Origin of the sequence: Paenibacillus sp. FSL R7-0313, assembly GCF_037969885.1 — a bacterium.
Lineage (GTDB): Bacteria > Bacillota > Bacilli > Paenibacillales > Paenibacillaceae > Paenibacillus.
In genome coordinates this window covers 4,450,656-4,477,133 of sequence record NZ_CP150219.1, presented here as the reverse complement: position 1 = coordinate 4,477,133, position 26,478 = coordinate 4,450,656, and the positions used below count along the sequence as shown (strand labels likewise).

17 protein-coding genes, 1 pseudogene and 1 riboswitch are annotated in these 26,478 nt (G+C 43.6%); of the genes and pseudogenes, 17 read left to right on the top strand and 1 reads right to left on the bottom strand.

The annotated features are described in order from the left end of the window. The first annotated feature begins 38 nt into the window (after positions 1-38). The 5 genes from NSQ38_RS19605 to NSQ38_RS19585 all read left to right on the top strand — a co-directional run bounded on the left by NSQ38_RS19605 (position 39) and on the right by NSQ38_RS19585 (position 8,385). Complete coding sequence (locus NSQ38_RS19605) at positions 39-2,879, top strand: family 78 glycoside hydrolase catalytic domain (RefSeq protein WP_339783670.1); 2,841 nt, start codon at positions 39-41, stop codon at positions 2,877-2,879. Positions 2,880-3,082: 203 nt separating this feature from the next. After that, a complete protein-coding gene (locus NSQ38_RS19600) occupies positions 3,083-4,315 on the top strand; it encodes a cytochrome P450 (protein ID WP_339783668.1) in 1,233 nt (410 codons plus the stop codon). 207 nt (positions 4,316-4,522) lie between these two features. Beyond that, a complete protein-coding gene (locus NSQ38_RS19595) occupies positions 4,523-5,506 on the top strand; it encodes an alpha/beta hydrolase (protein WP_339783666.1) in 984 nt (327 codons plus the stop codon). A 408-nt stretch (positions 5,507-5,914) separates the two neighbouring features. After that, positions 5,915-6,688 (top strand): glucose 1-dehydrogenase, encoded by a 774-nt coding sequence (locus NSQ38_RS19590; RefSeq protein ID WP_339790604.1) that lies wholly within the window; start codon positions 5,915-5,917, stop codon positions 6,686-6,688. Positions 6,689-6,978: 290 nt separating this feature from the next. Then, positions 6,979-8,385 (top strand): glycoside-pentoside-hexuronide (GPH):cation symporter, encoded by a 1,407-nt coding sequence (locus NSQ38_RS19585; RefSeq protein WP_339783664.1) that lies wholly within the window; start codon positions 6,979-6,981, stop codon positions 8,383-8,385. A 71-nt stretch (positions 8,386-8,456) separates the two neighbouring features. On the opposite strand, the gene NSQ38_RS19580 is transcribed toward NSQ38_RS19585, so the two are convergent. Then, positions 8,457-9,677 carry a cytochrome P450 gene (locus NSQ38_RS19580; RefSeq protein ID WP_339783662.1) on the bottom strand — a complete coding sequence of 407 codons (1,221 nt, stop codon included), beginning with the start codon at positions 9,675-9,677 and terminating at the stop codon, positions 8,457-8,459. Between the two features lie 306 nt (positions 9,678-9,983). On the opposite strand from NSQ38_RS19580, the gene NSQ38_RS19575 reads away from it, so the two are divergent. The 12 genes and pseudogenes from NSQ38_RS19575 (at position 9,984) to NSQ38_RS19520 (ending at position 26,478) form a co-directional block, all read left to right on the top strand. Further along, on the top strand, positions 9,984-12,029 hold the full coding sequence (locus NSQ38_RS19575; RefSeq protein ID WP_339783660.1) for a beta-glucoside-specific PTS transporter subunit IIABC: 2,046 nt from the start codon (positions 9,984-9,986) through the stop codon (positions 12,027-12,029). Between the two features lie 60 nt (positions 12,030-12,089). Beyond that, positions 12,090-13,532, top strand: coding sequence for a glycoside hydrolase family 1 protein (locus tag NSQ38_RS19570; protein WP_339783659.1), 1,443 nt, complete (start codon positions 12,090-12,092; stop codon positions 13,530-13,532). A gap of 17 nt (positions 13,533-13,549) precedes the next feature. After that, the gene (locus NSQ38_RS19565; protein ID WP_339783657.1) at positions 13,550-14,401 is read left to right on the top strand and encodes a PRD domain-containing protein; all 852 of its coding nucleotides are present in this window, start codon (positions 13,550-13,552) and stop codon (positions 14,399-14,401) included. A gap of 343 nt (positions 14,402-14,744) precedes the next feature. Beyond that, positions 14,745-16,832 (top strand): annotated as a pseudogene (locus NSQ38_RS19560) (endo-1,4-beta-xylanase); the annotation flags it as partial. An 18-nt stretch (positions 16,833-16,850) separates the two neighbouring features. Beyond that, positions 16,851-17,432, top strand: a complete 582-nt coding sequence (locus NSQ38_RS19555) for a sugar-binding protein (RefSeq protein WP_339790601.1) — start codon at positions 16,851-16,853, stop codon at positions 17,430-17,432. A gap of 206 nt (positions 17,433-17,638) precedes the next feature. Next, positions 17,639-17,736, top strand: a riboswitch (TPP riboswitch). Positions 17,737-17,852: 116 nt separating this feature from the next. Then, positions 17,853-18,512, top strand: coding sequence for a thiaminase II (tenA, locus tag NSQ38_RS19550; protein WP_339783655.1), 660 nt, complete (start codon positions 17,853-17,855; stop codon positions 18,510-18,512). Positions 18,513-18,637: 125 nt separating this feature from the next. Continuing rightward, positions 18,638-20,323, top strand: coding sequence for a CotH kinase family protein (locus tag NSQ38_RS19545; RefSeq protein ID WP_339783653.1), 1,686 nt, complete (start codon positions 18,638-18,640; stop codon positions 20,321-20,323). A gap of 260 nt (positions 20,324-20,583) precedes the next feature. Beyond that, positions 20,584-21,669 carry an L-dopachrome tautomerase-related protein gene (locus NSQ38_RS19540; RefSeq protein ID WP_339783651.1) on the top strand — a complete coding sequence of 362 codons (1,086 nt, stop codon included), beginning with the start codon at positions 20,584-20,586 and terminating at the stop codon, positions 21,667-21,669. Positions 21,670-21,949: 280 nt separating this feature from the next. Beyond that, positions 21,950-22,216, top strand: coding sequence for a CD3324 family protein (locus tag NSQ38_RS19535; RefSeq protein WP_339783649.1), 267 nt, complete (start codon positions 21,950-21,952; stop codon positions 22,214-22,216). Positions 22,217-22,372: 156 nt separating this feature from the next. Beyond that, positions 22,373-23,455, top strand: a complete 1,083-nt coding sequence (locus tag NSQ38_RS19530) for a nucleotidyltransferase domain-containing protein (protein ID WP_339783647.1) — start codon at positions 22,373-22,375, stop codon at positions 23,453-23,455. Between the two features lie 450 nt (positions 23,456-23,905). Next, positions 23,906-25,366, top strand: coding sequence for a spore germination protein (locus NSQ38_RS19525; protein WP_339783645.1), 1,461 nt, complete (start codon positions 23,906-23,908; stop codon positions 25,364-25,366). Continuing rightward, on the top strand, positions 25,297-26,478 hold the full coding sequence (locus tag NSQ38_RS19520; protein ID WP_339783643.1) for a GerAB/ArcD/ProY family transporter: 1,182 nt from the start codon (positions 25,297-25,299) through the stop codon (positions 26,476-26,478). Before NSQ38_RS19525 ends, NSQ38_RS19520 begins: the two co-directional genes overlap by 70 nt.

Here is a 26,478-nt window from a genome sequence, read left to right as displayed (position 1 = left end):
ACGTTCCGAAAGGTAATCGACAGGGGGAGGTTTCATCGATGAACATTACTCATATGAAAACAAATCACATCACGAATCCGCTCGGTTTTGCGGTAACCAAACCAACCTTTTCTTATACCGTTACGGATACGACAGCAACAACACAGATCGCCGCACAGGTAGAAATTGCACTGGATGAATCCTTTGGAGAGCTTGTATTTGATAGCGGAATAACAGAGGATATTGATTCGCTCGCGTATTCGCCGGATCTGGAACTGGCTGCAAGGACGCGTTACTTCTGGAGAGTTCGAGTATGGAATGAGCTTGGGGAGAAGGCAACCAGTGAAACGGCCTGGTTTGAAACGGCGAAGCAGGATGAGCCATGGACGGCAAAATGGATTACACCTGAGCTGGAACCGACGATTCACCCAGTCCTCCAAAAAACGTTCGAAGTCAAAGGTCCCATCGCCAAAGCACGGGCGTACATCTGTGGTTTGGGCGTATACGAATTGGAGCTAAACGGAGTCAAGGCTGGGGATGAATACTTGGCACCGCATTATAATGCCTATCACAAATGGCTTCAGTATCAAACCTACGATATTACCGACCTGCTGCAAGAAGGGGCCAACGCGATAGATGTTCGTTTGGGGAATGGCTGGTATAAGGGACGGTTTGGTTTTGAAGGAGATACCACTGCCAATTTGTATGGTGATCATTTTGCATTGCTGTCCGAGCTGGTGATTACTTATAAGAATGGAACAGAAGACGTTGTACCGTCAGATCTGTCCTGGCATGCCATCCGCTCGAATGTCGTGGATGGAAACATCTATGACGGAGAAATCTATGATGCCACGCTGGAATCGAACGAGACTTTCCCCGTTCGGGAAAGTGATCTGGGCTACGAGCGCCTGCAAGCAAGAAAAAGTCTTCCGGTCGTGATCAAGGAAACCTTGAAGCCGATCGAAATTTTGACCACGCCTGCTGGCGAAACGGTCATTGATATGGGCCAAAATATGGTAGGTTGGCTGCAATTCCGTACTACGGCACCAAGTGGAACGGTCATTCATCTGCAATATGGCGAAGTGTTGCAGGAAGGTAATTTCTACCGGGAGAACCTTCGCTCGGCTAAGGCGGAGTACATCTATACAGCAAACGGTGAAGAAGCTATCGTGCGTCCATATTTCACATTTTACGGTTTCCGATATGTTAAGGTTGAAGGCTGGGTAGGTGAACTGGATCTGAATGACTTCACAGGCTGTGTGGTTTACTCGGATATGGAGCGCACGGGATATCTGGAAACTAGTCATGCTGGCGTGAATCGTTTGTTCGAAAATGCACTATGGGGGCAAAAGGGAAATTTCCTAGATACCCCTACCGATTGTCCACAGCGCGATGAGCGCATGGGCTGGACAGGGGATGCACAGGTATTCTCCGGTACAGCAAATTATAATATGGACACGTATGCCTTTTTTAACAAGTATGGATATGATCTGTGGATGGAACAGGAGGATCGGAACGGTATGGTTCCGATGGTCATTCCGGTTGGACGTGTGCAGGGCGGAGGGTCCAGCGCCTGGGGAGATGCGGCAACCATTATTCCGTGGAATACGTACCTTCATTCCGGGGACCAGTCCATTCTGGAGCAGCAGTTTGACAGCATGAAGGCATGGGTAGATTATATCAAGCATTCAGATGACGAATCCGGTGGTACACGTTTGTGGACGGTAGGTTTTCACTTTGGTGACTGGCTCGCGCTTGATGGGGATGATCCGAACTCTCCGATGGGGGGAACAGATAATTACTTTATTGCCTCAGCCTACTATGCCTATTCTTCAGATATCGTAGCCAAGGCTGCCAAGGTACTTGGACATCATGATCTTGCCGCATCCTATGAGCAGTTGGCGCAAGAGGTTAGAGCTGCAATTCTGAAGGAATACTTTACTGCGAATGGACGTCTGGCAGTAGATACACAGACCGCATACGCTGTAGCGTTGTATATGGATCTCGTTCCTGAGCAACATAAGGCACGGACTACAGAAGCTATTCGCTTGCGTGTACGAAAAGATCAAAATCATCTGAGAACCGGCTTTGTAGGTACGCCTTATTTAAACCGAGTGCTGTCAGCGCATGGCAGCAATGATATCGCCTATACACTTCTGCTCAATGATGATTACCCAAGCTGGCTGTATGCGGTCAATATGGGAGCAACAACAATCTGGGAGCGTTGGAACTCCATTTTACCAGATGGTACAATCAGTGAAAATGGCATGAACTCGCTCAATCACTATGCCTACGGTGCCGTTGTTGAATGGATGTATCGTCATATGGCGGGGATCAATCCAGTAGAGGAGCGGCCTGGCTTCCGCCATGCACTGCTGGCACCGATGCCTGATTTCAGAATCCAGTGGACCAAAGCGCGTATCGACTCTGCTGCAGGAACTTATCGCAGTGAATGGAGGTTTGATGAAGCAGGCAAGCTGTATTTAAGCTTCTCTGTTCCGTTTAATGCAACAGCAACGATCAAGCTGCCACGTGCCATAGTCGATCAGGTGATGATGAACGGAATTACACTTTCGGATGCAGGTCTGACTGTTGTTCAGGGTGAAGATGAAGTGATCGTCGAAGTGGTGAGTGGCACGTATGATTTTAGCTATGTACCGTCCGTGCCATACAAACAAACGTTAAGCACCCGTACACCTCTGAATGTACTGCTTCGTAATGACGAAAGTCGCAGCATGCTGAACGAGCTTTCACCGGTGCTGGCTTCGCTGGACCCGGGGACAATCGGCCCAATGGGGGAAGCAAGCCTGCGTGAGCTATCCACCTATCCTTCGTTCAGTACACCAGAGGAAGAACTCGACCAGCTCGATCTCAAGCTGGAGACCATTCAACTCGTTTAGAATAAATCATTGTTCGTGATACGAAAACGAAACATAATGACGTTTCTTTAAATACAAATCATCTCATCCCGATGCACACAAGTTGATCTTGTGTGCATCTTTGATTAGCAGAAAATGAGTAATTAATCAAAATTTGAAAGCAGATTGGTGAAATGATAGAATTCATATTGTATTGATATCCACTCTATCATTTAGGAGGCGTTATGATGTTTACGAACGAGAGCAAAAACGATCCCAAGTCCAAAGTTGATTTTATGGATAAAGCGTTTATCCAAAATCCGTTTCCGGTATATGAACAGTTACGTAAAGAAGATCCGGTACACCGTTTTCTTCTGCCAAGCGGCCACTTTGCCTGGTTAGTGTCTGGCTACGATGACGCTTCTGCCATTTTGCAGGACAACAAACGCTTTGTAACCAACTCTCCCTACATGGGAGAAGCTGACGGCTCAGTTCCACCGCATCAGGAGATCATCTCTCGCAACTTGCTTAGTGTAACGCCAGAGGACCATCGTCGGTTGAGAAGGTTGATCCAGAAGGCCTTTACACCACGTATGATTGAACGCCTCCGTGGTCGCATCCATGAAATCAGTGAAGATTTGCTTGATGGTGTACTCGCCACAGGTAAAAGAGAAATGAATTTGATCGAGGACTACGCCTTCCCTCTTCCAATCATTGTAATCTGCGAGATGTTAGGGGTTCCCCATGATGATCAGGAGCAGTTCCGTGAATGGTCCAATACAATTATGGAAGGCTTCAATAGCCCCGAAATGAGTGAACAGAGTGATCAAGTCATGCGTGCCTTTGTCGAGTATCTGCAGAAGCTCATTACAGAACGAAGACAATCTCTTCAGGAAGACCTGATTAGCGACCTCATCATTGTAGAAGAGGAAGGAGACGTATTGTCCGAACAGGAATTGTATGCCCTTGTTTTTGTCCTGATCATTGCAGGACATGAAACCACAGTCAATCTGATTGGCAACGGTATACTGGCCTTGCTCGAAAACCCGGAGCAGAAGCGCTTGCTGCTGGAGCAGCCAGACATGATTGGACCGGCCATTGAAGAGATCTTGAGATATAACGGGCCTGCTGAGGTGAGTAATATTCGCTGGGCTACAGAGGATGTCGAATTCGGGGGCAAGCATATCCGTAAGGGAGACATGCTCTTTGTTTCCTTTTCCTCAGCCAACCGGGATGAGAATCAGTTCGCTGACCCGGATGCGTTTGATATCACACGGAAGGTCAATCATCATATTGCCTTTGGTAAAGGTGTTCATTTTTGCCTTGGAGCCCCGCTCGCCAGACTTGAAGGAGAGATCGCTATTAACGCATTGCTTCGTAAAATGCCGGATATTCAATTTAAGACACAGCCTGATTCACTGGAATGGCGTCCAGGCATGATTATTCGCGGACTGTACGATTTTCCGGTTTCCTTTTAATCCAATTACAATATCATTTGTTATAAAACAGGATAGCCTTACTTAACCGCGATTTCGCGGTTTTTTCTTTGTCTTCGACTAGCAATAGGCTTGAATTACGCTACACGATCTTTGTATCGCGTTATAGTCGATCGTCTCCCTTGAAATCTACAATAGAAGTATCCTTTTAGCCCTGCCAATTCACTGAGTTAAGGAGACAGATTTTAAATGAAAATACATTCGGTTAATCTGAGCAACACAAACGTCACATTGACCGCCTACCTGCTGGATTCTTCACTCGAGATGCCAAATATTAAACAGCGGCCAGCGGTACTTGTGCTTCCAGGTGGAGGGTATAGAGCTTGTTCTGATCGAGAAGCTGAACCCGTCGCTATGGCATTTTTGGCTGAAGGTTATCAAGTCTTTATCCTGCGATATTCACTCAATCAGCATGCTGTATTTCCAAGACCATTGAACGATGCCGAGGAAGCGTTGACTCTCATACGGGCCAACAGTGCGGACTGGAGTATTGATCCTCAAAAAGTAGCGGTATGTGGCTTCTCCGCAGGGGGCCATCTTGCTGCAGCGTTGGGGACAATGGGTTCTACTCGGCCTAATGCGATGATTCTTGGTTATCCTTGTATTCTGGAGGAGATGAGTGCAATTTTCCCTGCGCCCGTTCCAGGCGTTGATCAGGAGGTGGACGAGCTTACACCACCAGCGTTCCTATTCCATACGTTTGACGACAGACGTGTACCTGTACAAAATTCCCTTGCGTTTGCCGATGCGCTTAACCGCAAGAGTATTCCATTTGAAATGCATATTTTCCCTACAGGTACCCATGGGCTATCCCTTGCCCGTCCACTAACATCCTCGGGTCTCCAGAGTATGGTTGAACCTGCCGTCGCCCAATGGTTTGGTCTATGTACACGCTGGGTCAGCAGTGTGTTTGGCGAATTTCCCTCTTCTATTGGTCCTGTTCTCGATGAAGAGGTCCACGAGTACAGTCTCGATGTGAAGCTGGGTCTTCTATGGAACAACGAGCAATGTAAAAAGCTGATTCTTGCTGCTATTCCTGAACTCGGGGAAACTCCACATCCTGATGCGATGGGAGTGCCACTTCGCACGATTTTAAGTTATGGCGGGGACCTGCTGACTGAGGAAGAGCAGAAGCAGCTTAACGATGCGCTAAAGACTATTTCGGTGACATAACCTGAAGGCAACACAGCAGAAGCAGGATGACCCTTTAACCATTTTCGGATTCGTTCCAAATCTATTAAAACGACGAATTGCAAAAATTGAGATGGAATGATAGTATTTATATCTATATAATAGTATAACTATCAAAATAAAAATTCGGAGGAAACAACTATGACAACTTACAATGAAAACATTAAAATTTCGGAACTATTGAATAATGAAGAAGCAACAGGATTGCTTACCAAACATCTGCCTGAATTCATTAACGAGCCATCATTCAAAATGGCTTCCCATTTTACGCTGGACCAGCTTGCAGCCATTCCGCAGGTCGATATCCCAGAAGACATTTTGTCCGCACTGAAAGCGGATCTTGCTAACGTAACCTTTGAATCCGCAGAGGCTCCTAAAGCGAGCAAAGCTATGAAATCCAAATCCGATTCGCTTGCAGGTAAAGTGATTACCATCACAGGCGCTGGCAGCGGTATTGGCCGAGCAAGTGCAGTGTTGATGGCAGCGAGAGGAGCCAAGCTTGTTCTGGTGGATTACAATGTTACAACAGGGGAAGAGACACTTGAGCTTGTGAAGGAGCAGGATGGCGAGGCCATCTTTGTTCAAGCCGATGTATCCAAGGAAGAGGATGTAGAAAACTATATTCAAAAAGCAGTTGAAACGTTTGGCAAAATCGATGTCGCGTTTAACAATGCAGGTATCATTCAGAAGTTCCAACCGTTTCATGAGACGTCTCTAAACGATTTCTCACGAATCATCGACGTTAACCTGAAAGGGATCTTTCTGGGGATGAAACATGCGCTCAACGTGATGGTTCAACAAGGCTATGGCCATGTGATTAATACAGCATCAACAACAGCACTGCGTGCTGAGCACAGTCTGGCCGCTTATACAGCGAGTAAACACGGTGTTGCCGGATTGACAAAAGCCGCAGCGATTGAGTACGTCAGAAAAGGCATTCGGGTAAATGCCATCTGCCCTGGGGGTGTAGCCACTACGCTGACCGCAGCTGTTCCGCAAATGTTGCAAGAGAGCGACTATATGCCTGAAGAATTCCCGAATATGAGAATTGGGCGTTTTGCGGAGCCGGAGGAGCTTGCTGAACTGGTTGCATTCTTGGCATCGGACGGCTCCAGTTATATGACAGGCTCCATCATTGTAGCAGACGGTGGATTGACACTTTAAAGATTAACAGCAAGTCTTTCAATCATGTTTCTAGCGATTTTAAAGCAGATTCCTGATCTATTTCGTTTCATTTTATTCATAAGAATCGTGCATAAAATATAAAGACAAAAAAACTGATTCAGCATACCTGAATCAGTTTTTTTGTCGTTCAAACAGCAGCAATACTTTCTGTTTGGATTGCGTTATTTGATCTTAACAATGCGCTATATCTGTTATATGTACCAGGACATAAAATGAAAGTATAGAAGAGGAAGAGAAATTCAACATGAAGAGTAACGGAGGCGAGTGTTATGGGAGTTGCAGTGAATGAGAAGCATATTAAAGTAGATAATACGCCGACTCAGCCACCCCGGGAAATACCAACGAAAAAGTTAATTGGTGATTCAATGGGACAGTTCGGGTTAAACATTTCAAGTGGATTGTTGGGTTTGATCACGTATTATTACACGGATGTCGTTGGTGTATCTGCCGCGGTAGTCGGAACAGTAATGCTGCTGACCAAAGTTTTGGATGCGTTTGCAGACATCGGTATGGGTGTACTGGTAGATCGAACCAAAACCAAATATGGGCAAGCACGTCCCTGGTTGTTATGGATGACCATTCCAATGTTCATCTCATTATTCTTAATGTTTTCCGTGCCGGATATAAGTTCCACAGGCAAAATAATATATGCAATTATTACAAATCTTGTGTTCTACATTTTGGTGTTCACTCCAACCTCAATTCCATATACCAGCTTGATGGCGTTAACAACGCGTAACAGTTACGAGCGTTCCTTAATGGGTATCATCCGTTCAAGCAGCGGGTATTTGGCAGGTATGGTTGTTGCCGTTGCATTTGTTCCAGTCGTTACAGCCATGGGGAATAGCAGAAGTGACTGGACGTTGCTCGCAGCCATTTTTGCTGGTGTTGCAGCAATCGGGATCTTCATTGCATTCCTGTCCAATAAAGAAAAGTACAATAATGTTCAACTGGACGAACTTGGCATGTTTCAGGATAAAACGCCGATTCGTGAAGGACTGAAATTGCTTTTTGCCAATAAATACTGGGTGTACATGTTCTTCGTAATGGCTCTCGCCAACATTTTGTTTGCTCTGGGTGTAGCAGCAGGAAGTTATTATGCCAAGTACATTTGGGGTAATGTCAGCCTGATCGGCATCATGGGCGCTATTGGCTTGATTCCCGTGATTATCGGATTTGCCTTATCCGGACCATTCATTAAACGTTACGGCAAGCGTACCACGGCCCTTGGCGGTATTGTAATTGGACTCCTCGGAGCAACCGTTCGGTTAGTCGCTCCTGAGAGCATTACTTTGGGTCTGATCTGTTCTATCTTCCAAACGCTTGGTACAATTCCGCTCATGGCAGTAGGTGGAGCAATGGTCACAGACACGATTGAATACGGTGAATGGAAATTTAACAAAAGACTCGTTGGTTTAACGAATAGTGTAATCGGTTTCGGTTCAAAAGTAGGCACAGCCATTGGTACAGCCATGATTGGATGGTTCCTCGCATTAGGAGGATATGTTGAACAAGCCACAACCCAAGGAGAAGGTGCCAAGCAGGCCATCATTGCGTTGAATATATACGTCCCGATTGTTGTATTCATTCTTCTTGCAGTATTCCTTTATAAAAACAAGCTGGACAAGGAATATCCAACTATTATTAGAGAGCTTGAAGATAGAAGAAAGGCATAATAACATAAAGGTGCCCTTACACACAGCCAATCGCTTGTGTGTAAGGGCACTTTTAAGTTGATACAATTACTTCAAGAAAGCTTGGGTGTTAAGATGGCCGGCAGGTTTTGAAGAGTCTGTGTACCCGGGTAGAGCTGGCTTGCCGCTTCAAATTTGATTTTTGCAGTAATATTGGAAAAGTGATTCGTGAACCCTCTCAGCACCAGTTGGCCCTCTAGCCTGGCCAATGGAGCGCCCAGACAAAAGTGAGGTCCTTTGCCAAAGGAGAGATGACGATTGCTGTTGGGACGGTAGATATCAAAGCGGGAAGGTTCGGGAAAATGTCTAGGGTCATTGTTGGCTGCACCCAGCCAGGTTAATATAACGTCTCCTTTTTTCATAGGCACGCCCAGGATGTCTGTATCCTCTACTACCACACGATCAAGTGTCGTTGGAAAACGGTACCTTAACGATTCTTCAACAGTATTCTCTATCAGTTCTGGATCTGCGGCAATATCCTGATAGATTCCGGGTTGATCATACATAAAACTGTAGAATAGGCTGTTTATCATATTGGTTGTAGTTTCGTTCCCAGCAGCAAGCAGGCCCAAGCTAAAGGTAACAACCTCTTCATCGGTCAGTTGATCCCCATCCAGCTCGGCAAGTGTGAGATCGGAAATAATGTCCTCGGCAGGATGCTTTCTCTTCTGCTGAACAATGGGGAGCAAAAATTCGTTAAATTCCTGCATAGCCGCATACTTCGCATTCATCTGCTCCTGCTCATTACCTGCAGCATTGGGGAAAAATAACATGTCAGACCAGGCTTTGATCTGTGCCCGGTGTTGCCTCTCCACCCCAAGCAGATCGGCAATGACAGTAACAGGAAGTGGGACCCCAAGGTCTCGAACGATGTCCACATCATCTTTTGCCTTCATCTCAAGCATTAACTCATCAACGATAGCCGCGATTTGAGGCTCCCAGGTTTTTAACTGACGTGGGGTGAAGGCGCTAGAGACTAACTTTCTAATATCACGTTGAACAGGAGGATCGACAGAATTGATGTCCACTCGGGTAACTACCGGTGGAACCGGGGATACACTCCGTTTTCGTACACTAGAGAACCGTTTCCAGTCTGTTAGAACGGAATTGACATCATCATAACGATACAGATTCCATACCTGCTGCTCCTCGTCAAAATAGATGGGATGATTCTCCAGCATGTCCTCATAGTAAGCATATGGATTCCAAAGCTCTTCAGGTGTCTCTAAATTAGATACCTTATGAATAACGATCGATCTGTTATTAGCCCGCATGTCTCCTCGCCATCCTTTAATGTAGATTGGAAATCACAAAATAATGATAGTCAACCTATCATTATTTAATTTAAACTTACCATAACCATACTTATTTAGCAATTAAATGAAATGTTTTGATAAATATCAATTATTTAGGGCTATTTATAGCCGCAAATAGAGAACCATTTTCATATCAAAATGCAGAAAAATGTCGAATAAAGTGATTGCTAACTAATTTATTGTGTGATATTATGATCCAGTAAACGTTTACATCAAAAGCGAATTGAATATTAGCAGTGTTTGGCTGTTACTGGTAAAGCAGGCATGACCAAAATGATTTTGCATTTTCCTTATGTGAGTAGGGGAAGGCATATCGTTTTGGTCTTTTTTTATATCCAAATTCAGAAATGGGGCAAAGTTATGGATTATCGCAAGTTAGGACAAGAGATTACGGAATTGGTTGGAAAGAAGGATAATATCGCTCGGCTTACGCACTGCGCAACCCGACTTCGGTTCGAACTGCACGACATCTCCAAAGCGGAGACAGAAAAACTCAAAGCACTTCCAGGTGTCATTACCGTTGTGAACAATGGTGGACAATACCAGGTCGTTGTGGGCAATGAGGTGCAGCAGGTCTACCGAGTTATTACTCAGCAGATGGGTTCGGCAACCCGAAGTGCGGACTCCAAATCGAATTCTGGCAAAAATAACGGACCAAAACAAAAACAGAGCTGGATATCTAGATTCATAAGCGTGATCTCAACGACATTTACTCCAGTCATTCCGGCAATCATTGGCGCGGGTATGATCAAAGCGATATTAGCCGTACTTGTGCTGACAGGCCTCGTAACGACGGAAAGCCAAAACTACTATATCCTTAACACCATTGCGGACGCGGCTTTTTATTTCATGCCTATTCTGTTGGCTTATGGAGCTTCCATTAAGTTTGAAACAAGTCCAATTCTGGCGATGACGGTTGCTGGCGTATTGTTACATCCAGGATGGAGCGCACTGATGGCTGAAGGAAAAGACGTATTTTTCATCGGTGTGCCAGTTCGACTAACCGATTACGCGGGCTCCGTGCTGCCAATTATTATCGTCGTTTGGCTCATGTCCTATATTGAACGTTTTGCCGATCGGGTATCGCCTTCCATGATCAAATTTTTCACGAAACCAATGATTGTACTATTGATTACAGCACCACTTGCATTGGTGGCGATTGGACCTTTCGGAACGTACCTGAATGATCTGGTTGCCATGGGTGCAGAAGCGATTAATGCCAGAGCCAGTTGGCTGATTCCTTTGTTAATGGGAACTTTGCAACCATTCCTGATCGTAACAGGCACTGCATGGGCGATGACGCCGATTGCAACTAGCCAACTGACCAAAAATGGATATGAAATGATCAACGGTCCCGGAATGCTTGCGTCCAATATTGCTCAAGGTGGAGCCACGCTTGCTGTAGCATTAAAAACAAAAAACAAAAAACTCAAACAGCTCGCTGCTTCATCCGGTTTCACCGCCGTACTGGGCATCACGGAACCATCCTTGTACGGTGTAACGCTGAAACTGAAGAAACCCTTAATTGCTGCAATGATCGGTGGTGGTGTAGCGGGGATATACGCTGGTCTGACCGGATTAGTACGTTATGCCTTCGTGTCTCCAGGGCTTGCCGCGTTACCTGCCTTCATTGGCAGCAATCCGATGAACATCGTTCATGCCATTGTGACTTGTCTGATTGCTTTTATCGTTACCTTTGCTCTGACATGGATCATTGGTTTTGAAGATCCAGTGGACGATGATGAAGAAGGCAATACCAACGTTAACGATGATAAGACACTTTCCGGGCAGCCTGTTCAAGACAACAGCACAGACACTAAGTCTTCTACAACAACAAATGCAAATCAAAATGAATTACGCCCACTTACAATCGCTAGCCCGATGCAAGGAGAATTAGTCCACCTTGACCGTGTACCAGACGATGTCTTCTCTTTGGGATTGCTGGGTAAGGGCGCTGCAATCATTCCTGCAAAAGGAGAACTGTATGCACCAATCGCAGGTGAAGTTACGGCTTTCATGGACTCCAAACATGCGGTCAAATTAAACGGTTATGATGGAGAAGAGGTGCTCATTCATATTGGAGTGGATACCGTCAACCTGAAGGGGCGACATTTCGACTCTTCCATTAAAGTAGGGGATCGGGTACAACAGGGTGACTTGTTGATCCGCTTTGATATCGATGCCATCAAGGCGGAAGGGTATGAAGTCATAACCCCGATCATTATCGCCAATTCGGATCGTTTCCCGGACATTAAGCTGGAGAAACAGAGCCCTGTGGAGGTTGGAGCGACGATTATCCACCTTTCCTAACAACCGTAATATGGTCCGTCACATATCTTGATCAACATTTAAAATGAAGGAGTGTTTGAGATGTTATATCAACACATCAAACCGTTCCCCAATGATTTTCTGTGGGGAGGCTCTACCTCTGCCTATCAAGTGGAGGGAGCCTGGAACGAAGATGGCAAAGGTCTGTCCGTGATTGATATGTGTGATCATCCGGCCGGAACCGCCGATTTCACAGTAGCGAGCGACCACTATCACCGATTCAGAGAAGACGTGAAGCTTTTTGCAGAGCTGGGCCTCAAAGCATACCGTTTTTCAATTGCATGGACTCGAATCTTACCTTCAGGCACAGGGGCTGTTAATGAGAAGGGACTTGATTTTTATCACCAATTAATTGATGAGTTGCTGCTCCATAACATTGAGCCTATTGTGACCATGTACCATTTCGACTTACCCTACGAGCTTGAGAAAACCGGAGGATGGAACAACCGGGAAACAATCGATGCCTTCGTCGAGTACGGGCGTATCTTGTTTGAGCATTACGGGCATAAAGTGAAATATTGGTTGACCATAAATGAGCAAAATACGATGATTCTCCATCCAGGTGCTATTGGTACACCAAAAGGCGGGCGTTTGCCATCCAATAAGGAACTGTATCAGCAAAATCATCACATGTTTGTAGCTCAAGGCAGAACGATGCAACTATTTCATGATATGCTCCCGCAAGGCAAGATTGGTCCTGCATTAAACATGACATCCATGTACCAGGCAACCTCCAGACCAGCAGATGCAATCGCTGCACATAACTGGGAGACGATTCGCGGATGGGGTTTTCTCGACTTATCGGTGTGGGGACGGTATAATCCATTATTCTGGAGTTATTTACAGGAACGCGGCATCGAGACGGTTATTGAGCAGGGTGACATGGAAGATATCCAGTCTGGCCGCCCCGATCTGGTAGCAATCAACTACTACTCGACGGCGACCATTGCCGCCAGTATGGGCGATACGTCGGATGTTACAGCTCGTGCGGGTGATCAGCAAATTATGCTTGGCGAGCAGGGAGTATACCGGGCCGCGGAGAATCCTTATACGGAAAAAACGAAATATGGTTGGGTCATTGACCCGGTTGGCCTAAGGCTGACATTGCGCAAGGTATGTGAACGATATGGTCTCCCGATTCTAATTACAGAAAATGGTATAGGAGCCCCAGATGTACTGGAGGAAGATTACACCATTAACGATACGTACCGGATAGATTTTATCGAGAAACATCTGGAACAGATCAGACTGGCTCTAACGGATGGAGTAGATGTGATTGGTTATTGCCCTTGGTCCGTTATTGACGTGGTAAGCACACATCAGGGGTATGGGAAACGTTATGGAATGATCTATGTAAACCGGGGTGAACAGGATCTGAAAGACTTGAAGCGTTTGAAGAAGAAAAGCTTCTCGTGGTATCAAGAGGTCATTAAACAGAATGGCAGATGTATCGGAAATTCGGATCAGGCGGTCACGAAAGAATAAAGGATCGTGATGAATGCATGAGAGTAATCAAAATATTAAATAACAGCTTGCTTCTGACCAAAGATGAACAGGGACAAGAGATGATTGTCATGGGAAAAGGGTTGGCATTCAAAGGCAAAGTCGGCGAGCGACTCGATGAGGAGCATATCCAGAAACGATTCATTCTGCAAAATAATCCGTCTGCCCTGGCTTACGTACGAACCATCGAAAACATGCCAGAAAAACATGTGAATGTCATAAACAAACTGATTACCAATGCAAAAGAAAAGCTGTCTCTTGACGACCAAATCTTCTTTACGCTTATGGATCACTTGTCGTTTGCCATTGAACGATGGAAAAAAGGTGTAGCATTACAGAATCGAATGTTATGGGAGATCCAGAGGTTTCATCCTGTCGAATTCGAACTGGGCCTTGAAGCCGTTCAGATGCTGAATCTAGAACTGGGTATTGAACTGCCGGAAGAAGAAGCAGGGAATATCGCTTTTCATTTCGTGAATGCCCAAACGCATGAACAGAATATGGAGCGCACGATGCAATCCGTTAAGATGTTAAAAGATATTTTTAACCTGATACAATACACCTTTGATATGCAATTGAACAAAAATTCCATCCATTATGTGAGACTTGTCACACATCTGCAATTCTTCATCCAGCGTTTACAAGAAGGGCGGCTGGGCAATTCGGCGAAAGATTTTATATTTCAACACATGGTGAAAGAGCACCCGCTTGAATATAAGTGTGCGGAGATGATCAAAACCTACGTGCAAAATATGCTAAATATCTCCATATCAAACGAGGAATTATTATATTTAATGATTCACATTGCTCGAATTGTGCAGGAGGAGCAAGGTGACGAGGGAGGATTATAAAACAAAGTTTATATTCCTTTACTTATGGCAAGCGATTCTTTGAATATCTGATGCTTGATTTCTAGCATGTTTATATGCCTGTTGACAGACAGGAAAAAGATACTTTTTAACTATGACCGTTTTCTCGTATTTTATCGGGAAACGGTCTTTTATTTTTGCAAATATGTAGCGGCTTTTTTGATATTCCACGCGAACGAACTCCAGCTTCCTAAACTCATATAATATTACCAAACGATAACTTTTTATTATAATTATTGGGGATTTGTTATATGTAAGCGCTATCGAAAGAACTATAATCTATTTATCTGGATGTTAATCCGTTCAGAAATACTTAGACCAAATCATGAGGAGGAATTGTATGAAACGGTTAGGTCAATGGAATATAACAGCCTTGGTTCTTGTGCTGGTACTCGCCATGCTTCCATTTTCGAATGTCTCACATGCAGCCAAGGCAGTTACGGAAGTGGAGGGAAGTCATTTAAGCACAAACTTTGAAGACGGTACACTTCAAGGATGGACTCCACGTGTCGGTAGTGAAAATCTGACAGTGACACAACAGGAAGCACACGAAGGCCAGTCTAGTATGCTAGTTTCCAACCGTGAGCGTTCCTACCATGGACCGATGTTATCCATGAAGGATCTGCTTGAGCGTAACCAAGAGTATGAAATTACGGCATATGTAAGACTTACCCAGGAGCCCACCACGGATCAAACACTTCAGCTCACCACATATAAAAAAACTACTGCCGAAAGCTGGAACCCGATCGGTAGCGTGAAAATTGCCAAAACAGAATGGAATACATGGCATAAGATCACCGGAAATTTTCAGTATAGCGATAATCCCACTGAATTGAATTTGTTCATCGAAACACCCTACATCTCTGAAGATAGCGTAGATACGTTATCGTTCTATGTGGATGATGTATCATTTACTCTGGCCGAGCAACTGGAGATTGAAGAAGGGATTCTGTCTCTGAAGGACCTGTATCAAGATGATTTCCCCATTGGTGCAGCGGTGTATCGCTGGCAGTTGGAAGGCGCATATGGACAACTGCTCATCAAACACTTTAACAGCTTGACCGCAACCTATGAGATGAAACCGAAGTACATGTCTCCTTCCGAAGGTGTTTATAAGTTCGAGGCAGCCGATCAATATGTTCAGTTCGCTGAGGAGCATGGTATGGGCGTACGCGCACATGCGTTGTTGTGGTATATTGATGCTGCAGAGTGGATGTTCAAGGATCCTCAGGGTAACCCTGCGAGTCGAGAATTACTGCTTGCCCGGATTCAGGATTACGTTGAAACCGTCATGACCCGATACAAAGGTTAGATCTATGCCTGGGATGTGGTAAACGAGGCGATTGCGGATAGCAATGGTGATGCCAACGGTTTACGTAAAAGTCCCTTTTATGAACTAATCGGTCCGGATTACATTGAGAAAACTTATGAATTTGCTCGTGCAGCCGATCCGGATGCCAAATTATACTACAACGAATACTTCACGGAAGTCCCTGAGAAAAGAGAGCATATGTATCAGTTGGTCAAACGACTGAAAGAGAAGGGACTCATCGATGGAGTGGGTTTGCAATCCCACTATAATCTGGAATCCCCGCCCATCGACGAAATTGAAAAAACGATCAACATGTTCGTCGAACTTGGATTGGATATTCAGATCACGGAACTGGATGTGGATAGCGGAATTCCATTTGGTGAAGAGATGTCGGATGAAGTTGCGGTGAAACAGGCGTATCGATATAAGGAATTGTTGGATTTGTACCAAAAACACAAAGATCACATTTCTTCAGTTACCTTATGGGGACTTCAAGATGAGAAGTCTTACAACAACCAGGCGATGCTATTTGATTCAGCCCTGAAGGCCAAAAAAGCATACTGGGGACTTGTGGATGAATCCAGCTTACCTGTGTTGACACAGAGAGCCGTCTCACTTTCGGGTAAACCGGATATCAAAAAACAGTCACAAGATCCACTCTGGAACAAAGCGGTGTCTACTCCACTGAAGGGCGACTCTTCGGGATCAGCCAGTTTCCGCACCTTATGGGATCATAGTAACCTGTATATCCTTGTGGATGTTCAGGATGCGAAGGCAGATGTGAATGACAAAGTAGAACTCTTTGTTGATCTCAATAACGGCAAGACCACCTCATATGAAGCAGATGACCGACACGTAATCATTAAGCGGTCAGGCAAAGCTGAGGGCGCGGAGCAGCGTTCATATCGTGTACGTGAGACAAAAACCGGATATTCGGTTGAATTGTCCATTCCATGGGGTGGTATACAAATCGGATCAGAATATGAAGCAGGTTTGGATATCCGTGTGACGGATGGCGCTGCAAGTGGGACACAACCTTATAGTCCACTGTACTGGAATGATCGAACACAATCTCAGGAGCAAGATACAAGCAAATACGGCGTGATTCAACTCGCCCCTATGCCCAAATCTGCACAAGCTATGCAAGGGATTGTTCAGATTGATGGGAAGAAAGAAGCCCTATGGAATAAGGCTGTACCATTTGAAGTAAAAAGGTTGAATGAGACCGAAGGTGCAGAGGCAGTGGCTCGCGCAATGTGGTCAGGGGAGTATCTATATCTGCTGATTGACGTCACTGATCCAAACATCATCACAGATAGCATCAACCCATGGGATCAGGATTCGGTTGAGATTTTCCTGGACGAGAATCACCAGCGGACACCGTATTTTCAATATGATGATGCCCAGTTCAGAATCAGTGCAGACAATGTGGCAACCTTTGCAGGCAGTGCTTCACCCGGACGCCTTGTAAGTGCTGTGAAGAAAACGAATAAAGGATACCTCGTAGAAGCCAGAATCCAGTTGAATTCACTGACGCCAAAGGCTGGAAATGTCCTCGGTTTCGAGCTTCAAATTAACGACAACCAGGGCGGAGGTAAACAGAACGTAGCCAAGTGGAATGATACGACCAATGAGAGCTGGAGAAACACTTCCCAGTACGGAATACTCACTTTTGTCGAAAAAAACAAACTCGGGCATTAAATCGTTTGCAGTAATAGTAATAATAGAAACCATCATAACAGGGGATAAAACTCAACCATTGTTATGATGGTTTTCATCGTTTACATACGTCACCAAAGGTGATGAGGTGGGATACAAACTGCCTTGACTATATTTAACAGCCCTTGATATACTAAATGGATGTTATTTTTTCTTTTATGGGAACAAGAAAGTAATCAACTACATACAACCGTTTGCGAGGGAGCCTTAACCGGCTGAGAGGGTGTTAAACCGACCTTACCTGATTTGGATCATGCCAACGTAGGGATGCAACGATGAAACGCTGTACTTGGGTAGCTCATGCGAACCCCCTTGTTTTAGTGTATTTGTCTGCGAAACATCCTATGGATGTTTCGTTTTTTTGTTTTTAAATACATACATTATGAATTGGAGGAACACATATTGACTATTTCAGAGAGACTACACCAGGCAGCACAGCCTGTATGGAAGGAATGTCTTGAGCATCCCTTTGTTAAAGGGATCGGGGATGGTTCTTTACAGGTTGAACAATTTCGTTATTATTTGCTGCAAGACTACTTGTACCTGTTCGATTATGCCCGCGTATTTGCACTAGGTATCGTCAAGTCGCACGACCCCAAATTGATGCAGTTTTTTAGTAAAAACGTAGATAACATCCTGAATGGTGAAATGAAAATTCATCGTTCTTATATGGAGCGTTTAGGAATTACAGAGGATCATGTTTTTCAGGTAAAACCTGCACTGAAAAATGCAGCCTATACAAACTATATGCTCTCAGTTTCCCATGCGGGCGGTATAGCAGAAGTACTTGTATCGATTCTGGCCTGCTCATGGAGCTATGCAGAGATTGGTCAAGTTCTTGCCCAAAAGCCAGGTGCAGCTGATCATCCTTTTTATGGAGAGTGGATCACAGGATATGCTTCCTCTGAATACAACAGCAGCAATCAATCCCTTGTGGCGTTAACGGATAAGCTATTAGAAGGCTGTAGCGAGGAAACGTACCAACGAATGGAAGATATTTTCGTGATGTGCAGTCGCTTCGAGCTTGATTTTTGGGAGATGTCATGGAGGCTGGAGCCTTAAGTTCACTGGTCGTTCATTCAATTAGAGAGTACCATATGACGCCACTCATTCAGATTCATTTAAGAATTGCCATCTATGATGAATTACATATAAAAAGATTCAACAACAATCATGAGGTGATGGCAATGAGTATATACAAATGGCCTAAATTTATCGGTGTAGCGGTGTTATGTACTGCAATGCTGACGGCATGCAGCTCGACTAATCAAGGAAGTGTGGACTCGGAAAGCAATTCGACTGAAACAGAACAAACGAATACGGATAATCAGAGTAAAACGGAGAATACTGCGCAGACAGTAGGGTATGCCGATCAAATCAACAAAACTGAGGTTATGTCCATTTCGATTGATGTGGATGAAACGGCATGGAAAGAGATGCTGGATAATGCAAATGAGGAGCAGTACATCTCAGCTAATATTACGATTAACGGAACAACGATTGAAAACGTCGGAATTCGTCCAAAGGGTAACTCCAGCCTTCGGCAAGTTGCTAGCGATGATACAACGGATCGATATAGTTTCAAAATCAAATTTGATGAGTATGTTAAGGATCAAACTTGGATGGGGTTGGACAAGCTCGTTGTGAACAACATGATTAGCGACAATAGTTATATGAAGGAATACTTGAGTTATGACATCATGAGTTATATTGGCGTAGATGCACCTTTATTCGCATTCTCCAATATTAGTGTAGATGGAGAGACTTGGGGTTTGTATCTGGCTGTTGAAGACATTGACAGCGGATATCTCGCTCGAGCCAAGAATGATGAGGGTGAACTTTACAAGCCGAACAATGATGACAACATGGGGGCAGGAGGAATGGGAGGGCCAGATGGCAATCCTTTTGCACAAGGGTATGGAGATATGCAGCCTCCTACTGAAGGTATGGCGCCACCGGATGGTGCAAGTCCGCCGAATATGAACAGCGGGACAGGGGAAGATGGAGCGAATACACTACCGGAAGCAGGTATGAAGGGTAACCGTGGTCCAGGTGGTATGGATGGAAGCGGCAATGGTGTTTCATTGGTGTATACCGATGACAAATCATCCAGTTACTCCGCCATCTTCGACAATGCTGAGACCAAAACAACAGAGGAAGATTATCAGCGTGTCACTGAATCGCTCAAAAACTTGAGCACAGGTACCGAACTGGAGAAATATGTGGATGTGGACGAAGTTCTGAGATATTTTGCAGCCCACACGGTCGTTGTCAATATGGACAGTTACACGTCCAACATGGGACATAACTATTATCTGTATGAAAACGATGGACAGATCAGCATGTTGCCCTGGGACTACAACATGGCCTTCGGTGGATTTCAAGCTGGTTCTGCCTCCGATGTCGTGAATCTGGCGATTGATACGCCGGTATCAGGGGTCAGCCTGGACGAACGTCCAATTTTAGGAAAGCTCCTTGAGGTGCCGGAGTATAAGGCCAAGTATCATGAATATTTGCAGGAGATCGTAGATGGATACTTCGCAGACGGAAAATATGAAGAAAAAGTGCAAAGCCTGAACAACATGATCTCAGAATATGTGAAGCAAGACCCTACAGCGTTTATTACGTATGATAAGTACGAGGAAGCTGTTACAGAATTGACCAAACTTGGCACGCTGCGTGCAGAAAGTATACAAGGGCAACTGGACGGAGATATCCCTTCCACGACCGAGAAACAAAAAGAGGACTCGGATTCACTGATTGATGCTTCTTCGGTTGACCTGTCCAAACTGGGTGAAAATAATACGCGAGGAGGCATGGGAGGTCGCGGTCGTGAAGCTGCAGAGAGTAATCAGTCTCAGGATGGAAAATAAGTGACTTACGTAAAGCGAACAGATAATCAAGATGAGTTCAGCGATCAGCAAAAGATCGTACATTGAAGTAGACGGATAGCCTGAAATTTAATAAAACCAATGCGTACCGACATTTTGTCGTTCGCATTGGTTTTTTGTTCCTTGGACATTTTCAAAAACACGTAGAAAAAGACGATTAAGGGCCAGGTATTAGAAAAAGTCTGGAACATATTATAGGTAATATCTATTCAAATATGTTAAGGAGGATATCATAAAAACCTATGTTACCTATGGAAAAGTATTTCGGTAAGTTGGAACTCGTTCATTCCTTTTACGGGGCTATGCCTACAGGCGTTAGTGTATCCGAAACCGGGCGTATCTTTATTTGTTTTCCAAAATGGGGAGATGACGTTAGATTTACGGTAGCGGAAATTGTTGAGGGTCCGATGCAACCTTATCCTAATGTAGAAACGAATATGATCAACCCATTAAATATCAAAATGTCCTTCATCAGTGTCCAAAGTGTTGTTGCAGACGGAAGGGGAACCTTGTGGGTACTGGACACGGCTGCACCAAATTTTTCTGAGCCTATGAAAGGAGGGGCAAAATTAGTCGCTGTAGATTTAAAAACAAATACAATAAAAAAAGTATATACTTTTGCAGAAGATGTGGTCTTGCCGACAACATATCTGAATGATGTCCGATTTGATTTCCGAGTGGGTAAAGCAGGTTATGCATATATAACGGACTCTTCTTCCAGAGGGCCAGGCGCTATTATCGTTGTAAATTTAGAAAATGGAAATGCGTATAGACGGTTAAATGGAGCAAATTCAACTTCACCTGATCCTTATTTTTTACCGAAAGTGGAAGGTGAAATTTTGATGAATCGAAACACCGTTGGTTCAACATCTCCCTTTCAGTTGGCCTCTGATGGTATAGCGATCTCCCCAGATGGAAAAATGTTATTTTTTTGTCCACTATCCAGTCGTTATCTATACTCAATCTCAACAGAAGCTCTGCGAGACAGAACAATACCGGATCTCAATTTAAGTTATCTTGTGCAGTATTGGGGAGAAAAGGGAGCTTCTGATGGAATGATAACGGATGCAAAAGGAAACGTATATGCTGGAGACTATGAAAACGATAGCATTCGAAAAATATCCCCCAATGGAATCATGGAAACCATCGCGCATGATCCGAGAATTTTATGGCCGGATACTTTTTCTATTGGTCCGGATCAATATTTATATGTAATTGTGAACCAATTACATAGGCAGGCCAGATTTCATTACGGAAAAGACCTGCGACAAAAACCCTATAGTTTACTACGTATGAAAATAGATGAATTACCTGCTCCTACCTTTTGATATATTGCGTAAGTCGAATCTGCCCTAAGACATCATTAAACAATTGAACAACAAGCTCTGATATAATAAGCAAATAGCGGCGATCTATTTTCTATGGAGGTGAGGCTATTGAAAACAATCGGGGTAGGATTCTTACATGCACAGCTCTATGCAAAGCCAGTGAAGAATATGGCAATGCTTTGCATAGAGCCTGGGAATAATCACATTGCCAACGACGAATCGTAATATTCTACTAACTGGCTTTGCACCTTATTGATCTATTAAATAAGGAGTGAGGCCCATGAAATATTCAAAAGCCGAGTCTATTTTTCCGGAAGAATTGTTACGTATCATTCAAGAATACGTTCAAGGCGAATTGGTTTATATCCCCAAACCCAAAGAGACGCATCTAAAATGGGGCGAGAAAACAGAGAGCAAGAGTAAGGTCTCTGCTCGAAACGCTGAGATTAAATCCTTATTCCTTAATGGAATCAGGATAGAGGAGTTGGCGGATCGGTATTTCTTGTCCTGTGAAAGCATTAAGAAAATAGTCTATACAAAGAATTAATGCTATCCGCTAACACGTCTTATCGACGGTTTAGCGGATTTTGTTCAAAGATGACTTAAATCAACTTATACATAGTAACCGCACCCCTAAATCAATAGACTCAAGCTAAGGTTGTTGTGATGAAGGACAGCCGGATCATGAAAAGGGGTGTAATGAATGAACGAAAACATAAAAAAGATGCTGCTGGACAAAAATGAACTGCTAATTAATATGGTGATCGAACGCGTAAAAAGAGATTTTTTAGACGATATCGCCATTATTGGGCTTACTGGTTCGTTTAGCAACGGGGATTTTCACGAGAAGAGTGATCTCGATTTAATTATCATTAATAATACAGAAAAGGGATGGGGCATATCCGATTGCTTTATCTTGGATGACGTTGGATATGATATCTATTGCACGCCATGGGACTCAAGAATACAAGAGCAATCCACCTTGGAGAGTCCTAACGTATCGAGCCTAACCGAGCTCAAAGTACTCTACTATGCAAAACCTGAGGATCTGGAGAAATTGAACGACTTTCGGCAAAAAGCTCTTGATGCACTTGCAACCCCGATAGGAGAAGCATGTCTTAATCGCGCAAATAAATGGATCGATATGGCTAAGCAAGCATATAGCGATACGATGCTGGGTGAAGATATCGGTTCAGTTCGATATGCATCTGCTGACGTTCTGTACAATCTAGTTAATGCCTTGGTCAGCATGAATAACACGTGCATCAAACGAGGGATTAAGCGACATTTGGAAGAGATACGCTTGTTTCGCTATGTTCCGGATGATCTCGAATCCTTATACATGTCAATCATTGAAGCTCATACCATTGAAGATATCCGAATAACATCCTTTAATATGTTGAATAGTGTTACGAGGTTGCATAAAACGTTGTGTGATAACTTCATTGTTAAACCGGCTCCGACCTTTGATAATCTGAGGGGAACATATGAAGAATTGTGGTGCAACTACCGCAATAAAATTTTGAACAGTGTTATAACAAACGATGCTTCCTACGTCTTTCTTTCCGCCTTTGGAGCACATGGGTATCTTGATGAAATGGCTGTAGAGAAAGGAATTCAGAAATTTGATCTTATGCAGTACTTTGATGCAAGCAATCTACCAGTTATAAAAGAGAAGTTCCTTGAAGTGATGGATGAATATCTAGACGAGTATAATAAGGTCGGCAGAGAAGTCGAACGTTTTACAACCTACGAGCAACTATATGCCCATTATATGAATCACTGACCTTACATTCATTTATAAGTCCCAGGAGACGGGACTGTAATTGAAGGTAAAACAACGGTAGAGGTTGCGAAGTCAGCAGGGGATAAAAAGGTTGAAGTTATTAAATGAAGAAGTTAGGTGCAACTCTAGTAGTCCCAATCAGGGGTATTCGAAGCACCTGATGCGAAAGCCAACGGAATCAAAACCAACAGTGGTTGCAACTAAAAAAACATTAATCGTTAATTTATTGACCTCAGCTCGCTTAACCGGCTGAGGTTTTTTCATATGCATTGAAAAAAATGCAGATTACCACATGCATTCTCACCGAATAAAAGAATCCTGATCCCGATTTACCCTCATTCTCGAACATGATGAGGCTTAGTATACACATTGCCGGTCGTATGATTTTTCGATTACAGGACAAGATATTAACCTTATCACCATTTTATTACTTTGATAAAGGAGAAGACCATGGTTGAAAAACACGAGCCTCAAATGAAAAATCATCAAAAGTCTACATGGCTTGATGATTTAAAACAGATATTAAACCATATGGAAGATGCCGAAATCATTGAGCACAAAATAGGTACGAGTGCTTCAGTCCATCTTTTATTTATAAAAACGTTAATAGATCAAGAGCGTTTAAACGAGGCGATTATTCAGCCACTTCATCAATCAGGCGGAAATTCGCTTTCTTCATGCATAATCAATTCTGATGTTTCAGAAGTTATATCGATCGAAGATGCTGGGCAAAAAATAATGCAAGGATATATTCTTCTATACGATTCCGTCAACGATCAATGGTTAGCTGTCCAATTGGAAAATCCTCTTGGTCGGGCAGTAGAATCTTCTCAAACGGAAACGGTTATATATGGAGCGAAAGATAGCTTCAGCGAACAAATCGATAAAAACATTACAATGTTGCGCAGACGTTTGCCTATAACGACATTAAAAACGGAAAGCTTCACTATCGGATCACTGAGTAAAACAAAAGTTGTGTTAATGTACATAGACGGAATAATTAATCCGGAATTTGTTTCCCTTGCAAGAGAGAAAATTGAAAGTGTGGATTTCGATCAGTTTTTAGACTCCGCACAGCTTGCAGCTTTTATTGAAGATCATAACCATACGGTCTTTCCCCAGTTTCTACAGACGGATCGGCCGGATGCCTGCGCCTTCGCCTTAGGTGAGGGTAAGCTGACTTTATTAGTCTCCAATTCACCGTTTGCCTTAATTTGTCCCATTACATTATTCCATCTATTCCAATCGCCAGAAGACTACTTCCTTCGTTGGCCGGTAGCCAGTTTTTTACGTTTAATGAGGTATGGAAGTTTTATTATTTCTTTGACGATGATTCCTTTTTATGTTGCCTTAACGACATTTCATTACCAAATGGTTCCGCTGCCGATTCTCTTCGTATTATTGGAATCGAGAAGCAAATTGCCCTTTACTCCGTTTGTGGAAGGAATTTTCATGATCGTAACACTAGAAATCATCAAAGAAGCAAGTTTGAGAATGCCGACCAAAACCAGTCAAACTCTAGGGGTTATCGGTGGTATTGTCATTGGACAAGCGGCTGTAGAGGCAGGCTTTGCAAGTAAAGTATTAATTGTTTTGATGGGTATATCCGCTATTGCTTTCTTTTTAGTTCCCAATTATCAAATGACAAAATCCATGGTTCTGTTGCAAGTGCTTCTTCTTATCCTTGCATCGTTTCTTGGGTTGCCGGGAATCGTGATCGGGCTGATCGGGATTCTTGCACATATCCATGCATTAACGTCATTAGGTCAACCGTATTTAGCACCTCTTTCTCCTTTTTATGGGAAGGATTGGATTGACTTCTTTATTCGCGGGCCTTTGATTTGGATGAAAACGCGTCCGAAAAATCTAAAACCACTACAGAAATGGCGACAGGAGAAGATGAAGAAATGAAGACTTTATCCTTATTCAATCAAACTTCCACCCTTGGCGGCATCCATTTCCTTTTATTGGTTAATCGCACGCAAATGCATTACTTTATTTTAATCATGCCGGTTTATTTGGTTCATTCGTATATGGTTTGGGGAATTGTCGCCTTGGGGCTACTGTCCCAACTTAATTTGATGATGCTGTCCAAATGGTTTACTTCCAATTATGCAACAAGAGGCTATCAAGGAATTGTACAGCTTTTTGGGAAACGGACAGTTCAAGTTTTCGCAATATTTGGTTTTTTGATCATATTGTTAAAAATCTCAATCATAACACTGGGTTACGTTGAAATGCTCCATAATTTTATTTATCCATCAATGAATAAAAAGTGGCTTATCCTATTTATTCTTTCGATCAGCTTATTTGTGGCTTCACATGGAATGGAGAAAACATTGCAGTTTGTCGTCATCGCCTTTTTTTGTGGGGCTTGGATATTAATCATGTTTATACCTTTTTTCTTTACGCCGATTGCAAATTACCGCGATCTGTATCCTCTAATCCCCACCGAATGGTCTGGACAATCATGGCAGGGTTTGTTGTTTATTTGGTCGGCATTTTCCGGTCCAGTATATTTGGTCTTTATGGTTCCATGGTTAAGCTCCAATAAAAAAATATCGAAATATCTTGTCATTGGAAACATGCTGACGATCATCGAATATTCATTATTGTTCATTGCTTCGGTATTGTTTTACGGTTCAAACTTTTTAAGCAAGATCAACTTTCCGGTAGTATATATGGGAAGCTACATTCAAATGAGTGGTTTAGAACGAATCGATTACATCCTTATCTCTTTCCATATGTTTAATTATGTATTTGACATTTCAATTCTTTTGTTGTGTTTATATGGAGCCGCAAGAGTCTTTATGAAAAAAATGAACAAAGGCACAACTCGGATCGGATTATTGTCGAGTTGGTTTGTCATTTTGATAAGTATCATCATAATGGATCAATGGTTATGGCAAACGGTTCCGGGTCAAAAGATGTTACTGAACATTCAAATCTGGCTTGGTGCATTCATTTATTTACTTGTTCCTACGATCCTTTTCACTATGATTAAACGAAAGGAGAGAGTGTAG

Coding starts and splice junctions, on each gene's coding strand:
- NSQ38_RS19605 (WP_339783670.1), top strand. CDS start 39: ATGAACATTACTCATATGAAAACAAATCACATCACGAATCCGCTCGGT.
- NSQ38_RS19600 (WP_339783668.1), top strand. CDS start 3,083: ATGATGTTTACGAACGAGAGCAAAAACGATCCCAAGTCCAAAGTTGAT.
- NSQ38_RS19595 (WP_339783666.1), top strand. CDS start 4,523: ATGAAAATACATTCGGTTAATCTGAGCAACACAAACGTCACATTGACC.
- NSQ38_RS19590 (WP_339790604.1), top strand. CDS start 5,915: ATGAAATCCAAATCCGATTCGCTTGCAGGTAAAGTGATTACCATCACA.
- NSQ38_RS19585 (WP_339783664.1), top strand. CDS start 6,979: ATGGGAGTTGCAGTGAATGAGAAGCATATTAAAGTAGATAATACGCCG.
- NSQ38_RS19580 (WP_339783662.1), bottom strand. CDS start 9,677: ATGCGGGCTAATAACAGATCGATCGTTATTCATAAGGTATCTAATTTA.
- NSQ38_RS19575 (WP_339783660.1), top strand. CDS start 9,984: ATGACCAAAATGATTTTGCATTTTCCTTATGTGAGTAGGGGAAGGCAT.
- NSQ38_RS19570 (WP_339783659.1), top strand. CDS start 12,090: ATGTTATATCAACACATCAAACCGTTCCCCAATGATTTTCTGTGGGGA.
- NSQ38_RS19565 (WP_339783657.1), top strand. CDS start 13,550: ATGAGAGTAATCAAAATATTAAATAACAGCTTGCTTCTGACCAAAGAT.
- NSQ38_RS19555 (WP_339790601.1), top strand. CDS start 16,851: ATGCCCAAATCTGCACAAGCTATGCAAGGGATTGTTCAGATTGATGGG.
- NSQ38_RS19545 (WP_339783653.1), top strand. CDS start 18,638: ATGAGTATATACAAATGGCCTAAATTTATCGGTGTAGCGGTGTTATGT.
- NSQ38_RS19540 (WP_339783651.1), top strand. CDS start 20,584: ATGTTACCTATGGAAAAGTATTTCGGTAAGTTGGAACTCGTTCATTCC.
- NSQ38_RS19535 (WP_339783649.1), top strand. CDS start 21,950: ATGAAATATTCAAAAGCCGAGTCTATTTTTCCGGAAGAATTGTTACGT.
- NSQ38_RS19530 (WP_339783647.1), top strand. CDS start 22,373: ATGAACGAAAACATAAAAAAGATGCTGCTGGACAAAAATGAACTGCTA.
- NSQ38_RS19525 (WP_339783645.1), top strand. CDS start 23,906: ATGGTTGAAAAACACGAGCCTCAAATGAAAAATCATCAAAAGTCTACA.